Below are 3,216 nucleotides of genomic sequence, written 5' to 3'. Positions count from 1 at the left end.
CTCCTGCCACAACAGCGTCAGCGTCACCCCTTTGCGCTTCAGCTCCCTGGCAATCAGCGCAAAGTCCGGTTCGCTCAGATCTTGCGGCGGGCGACCGGCACGGCCAAACAGCAGCCGCTCAAGTGTCGCGTCGTCGTGGCCCGGCGGCAGAGGCCAGCATGACAGCCCGGCCTCCCGCGCCCGCAGCAAATAGGTCGATACTGTCGTCTTGCTGATTGGAGTGCACCCCCAGACTGAGACAAGGAAAATCGCGGACAGTTTCCCCGCAAAGAGAGGAAACTGGGGCATGGCCAGGCGGCAAAGAATCATTCACGGGGACCAAAAGCGGGAGCTTCTCCAGCGCATGGAGGCGGGCGAAGCCGTCACCAAATTGGCAGATGAGGTCGGCATCAGCCGCCAACGTCTTTACGAGTGGCGCGATCATCTCAGGCTTCGTGGTAACCTGAAGTCACGTCGGCGCGGCCGGCCGGCGAGAGTGGCGGGAGGAGTTGACGGGGACTTGCCATTGCAGAGCGCAGTCGATCCGCCGGCGCCTCAGGAAAAGGCTCTGACTAAGGCCAGGCGCCGGATCAAGGAATTAGAGCAGAAAGTCGGGCAACAGCAGCTCGATCTCGATTTTTTTCGCGAAGCCTTGCGGCACTTCGAGGAAGATCAGCGCCGGAGCAGCGCTCCTGGCGAAACGGGATCTTCAAAGTCATCGAAAAGATGACGACCGGCCTGTCGCAAGGCGAATTCAACATCGATCGAATGTGCTGGCTCGCTGGTATCAGCCGCGCGAGTTATTACCGTCACTGGCTAGACTCGGCCCCTCGTCAGGCCGAGACAGGTTTGCGAGATCTCATTCAAAAGTTGGCTCTCGGCAACGCGCACTACGGTTACCGCCGGATTGGAGCCCTGTTGCGTCGGGAGGGATGGCAAGTCAATCACAAGTGCGTTCTACGCATCATGCGTGAAGACAATCTGCTGTGCCTGCGCGCGCGGCCCTTTGTTCCTGCAACGACGAACTCGAGGCACGGTTGGCAAGTCGTGCCGAACCTTGCCAGGGGCATGATCCTCAGTGGGGTCAACCAGCTATGGGTTGCCGATATCACCTTCCTGCATCTGGCTGAGGAGTTTGCTTTCCTTGCCGTTGTGCTTGACGCCTTTAGCCGCAGGGTGATCGGGTGGGCGTTGGATACGCATCTCAGAGCAAGCCTTGCCATTGCGGCCCTCGAGATGGCCATCACCGATCGCCGGCCTGCTCCTGGGGGTCTCGTCCACCATTCCGATCGCGGAAGGCTTTTGATCGGAATGCCGTCCGGTAAATCGTCGGAATCTGCACCCAGGCGATCGGCGCTACCTTGTTGGCGACAGCGACTGTGACCAGCCGTGCTGGCTTACGCTCGAGCAACTGGTTCGCCCAGGTGCTGACGGTCGTCGCTTTTCGCCGCGTGTATCGGATGACCGCCGTGGCGCCGACTACGATGAGATGCCGTAAATAGCGATCTCCCATCTTCGAGATTCCTCCCATTCTGTCTTTGCCACCGGAGGAATGTTGCTTTGGAATGATATGTGCCGAGCAACTGGCGCTTGGCCTGGGAGGCGAGGACGCTGCTGCGCCGACTGCGGCCAACGACGATACGGCACCGGGCACGGCGGGGAGCAAGCGTACAAAGGCCCGGCGCAACATTGGAGCACTACCCGCGCATCTGCCCCGCCACGAGCAGGTGATTGAACCATCCTCGACGCTGTGCCCATGCTGCATGGCGCAAATGCGTCGGATCGGAGAGGACGTCGCCGAAGCACTTGACCGGGTTCCTGCGCTATTGCGCGTGTTGCGGACAATCCGCCCAAATACGCTTGCCGAGTTTGCGAGGAAGCGGTCGTCTAGGCGAAAGCACCGGCTCGGCTCATCGAGGGCGGCATGGTGACCACGGCGCTGGTCGCGCATGTCGCCGCGGCGAAATACGCCTGGCAGTCGACGCTCTATCGTCAATCCCGGATACTGGCGGGCTGGGGCGTGGAGGTTGACCGGCAGACGCTTTCGCGCTGGATGAAGAGTGCCGCGCAGATGGCCAAGGGCCTTTATGAACTGCAGCTGAAGACGATGCATGGCTTCGAGCGTCTGTTCTGCGATGAAACGCCAATGCCGGTGCTTGATCCAGGCCGGGGTCGAACACGGACCTGCCAGTTCTGGGCGCATGCGACGGACGACCGACCCTGGAAAGGGCCGGCGCCGCCGGCGGTCGCTTACGTCTTTGCGGGTGGCCGTGGCAAAAAGGAGACCAGGTTCAAGGGCGTGCTGCAAGTTGACGGCTATGCTGCCTATACGTCGTTGGCGGAAGGAGCCAAATCGTCGGGCAAGATCCGCCTGGCGTATTGTCTGGTCCATGCACGCCGCAACTTAGTGAAGGTCCACAAGACGACGAACTCGCCCTTGGCCAGGGAGGTCATCGAGCGCATCGGCGCGGTGTATGCGATCGAGGAGCGCATCCGCGGCTTGAGTGCTGACAGGCGCCGAGCTGTGCGCCAGGCGGAAACGAAGCCGCTGATGGAGGCTTTGAAGGCGCGTCTCAAAGCCGTGAAGGCCGGTGTCTCTCGCCAGTCGACGCTGATCAAGGCGATCGATTATACGCTCGAACGCTGGGACGGACTAACGGCTGACGGGCGGTTGGAGCCAGACACGAACGCCGTGGAGATCAATTCGACTATAGCAATCGGAAAAAAGAATAGTCTGTTCAGTGGTGACGAAGGCGGTGGACAGACTTGGGCGATCCTGGCTTCGCTGCTCAACTCGCCCAAGTTGAACGGCGTCGATCCCGAAGCCTATCTCACCGACGTTCTCGAGCGCATGGTCAGCGGCGCCACGACGAACGATCAACTCCACAAGCTCCTGGTTTGGAACTGGAAAGCGGCACGCGAAGTCGAAAGAGCCGCTGCATGACCAGACACGAGCGCAGGCCCGCCAAGACCACCATGGCCGACTACGCGATGTCCTCGAGAAGCTCGGACATTGGCTGGATAAGCGAGAGCAGTCGGCGACGCTTCGTCGCCCCAAGGCAAGTTCCCTCTCGATGCTCGACGGCGCCGTGGCCGCGGTCGTCGCCGGGCCGGTCTCTATGCCTTCCGAAGAATGGGTTGGCTTCTATACCGTTATGAAGCTTCGGGTGCTCGCCTGGTCGCGATTGCTCTCGCCCAATACAATTGAGCACGCCCTGCTGCTGCCGATCCTCATCC

General features: G+C 61.1%; 4 protein-coding genes and 2 pseudogenes. 4 read left to right on the top strand and 2 right to left on the bottom strand.

Annotated features, from left to right (window positions below; genetic code table 11):
- A pseudogene (locus tag EOA32_RS35345) lies at positions 1-216 on the bottom strand (IS21 family transposase); the annotation flags it as partial.
- A gap of 70 nt (positions 217-286) precedes the next feature.
- Here EOA32_RS35345 and EOA32_RS35340 point away from each other — a divergent pair.
- Together EOA32_RS35340 and EOA32_RS35335 are read left to right on the top strand one after the other, a co-directional pair.
- Complete coding sequence (locus EOA32_RS35340; RefSeq protein WP_128374162.1) at positions 287-709, top strand: helix-turn-helix domain-containing protein; 423 nt, start codon at positions 287-289, stop codon at positions 707-709.
- Positions 706-1,362 carry an IS3 family transposase gene (locus EOA32_RS35335; protein WP_128374161.1) on the top strand — a complete coding sequence of 219 codons (657 nt, stop codon included), beginning with the start codon at positions 706-708 and terminating at the stop codon, positions 1,360-1,362. The genes EOA32_RS35340 and EOA32_RS35335 overlap by 4 nt, the downstream gene beginning before the upstream one ends.
- Here EOA32_RS35335 and EOA32_RS40410 read toward each other — a convergent pair.
- A pseudogene (locus EOA32_RS40410) lies at positions 1,322-1,549 on the bottom strand (transposase); the annotation flags it as partial. The gene EOA32_RS35335 and the pseudogene EOA32_RS40410 overlap by 41 nt on opposite strands.
- Here EOA32_RS40410 and EOA32_RS40860 point away from each other — a divergent pair.
- A complete protein-coding gene (locus EOA32_RS40860) occupies positions 1,545-1,910 on the top strand; it encodes an IS66 family transposase zinc-finger binding domain-containing protein (protein WP_128374159.1) in 366 nt (121 codons plus the stop codon). The pseudogene EOA32_RS40410 and the gene EOA32_RS40860 sit on opposite strands and share 5 nt — an antisense overlap.
- On the top strand, positions 1,904-2,923 hold the full coding sequence (locus tag EOA32_RS35320; RefSeq protein ID WP_128374158.1) for an IS66 family transposase: 1,020 nt from the start codon (positions 1,904-1,906) through the stop codon (positions 2,921-2,923). Before EOA32_RS40860 ends, EOA32_RS35320 begins: the two co-directional genes overlap by 7 nt.
- Positions 2,924-3,216 lie beyond the last annotated feature (293 nt).

Source organism: Mesorhizobium sp. M1A.F.Ca.ET.072.01.1.1 (assembly GCF_004023325.1).
Classification (GTDB): Bacteria; Pseudomonadota; Alphaproteobacteria; order Rhizobiales; family Rhizobiaceae; genus Mesorhizobium.
The sequence above is the reverse complement of the archived record's forward strand: the minus strand, read 5'-3'. Positions and strand labels throughout refer to the sequence as shown.

Excerpts from the sequence above, each read along its gene's own strand:
- EOA32_RS35340 (WP_128374162.1), top strand. The coding sequence starts at position 287 with ATGGCCAGGCGGCAAAGAATCATTCACGGGGACCAAAAGCGGGAGCTT.
- EOA32_RS35335 (WP_128374161.1), top strand. The coding sequence starts at position 706 with ATGACGACCGGCCTGTCGCAAGGCGAATTCAACATCGATCGAATGTGC.
- EOA32_RS40860 (WP_128374159.1), top strand. The coding sequence starts at position 1,545 with ATGATATGTGCCGAGCAACTGGCGCTTGGCCTGGGAGGCGAGGACGCT.
- EOA32_RS35320 (WP_128374158.1), top strand. The coding sequence starts at position 1,904 with ATGGTGACCACGGCGCTGGTCGCGCATGTCGCCGCGGCGAAATACGCC.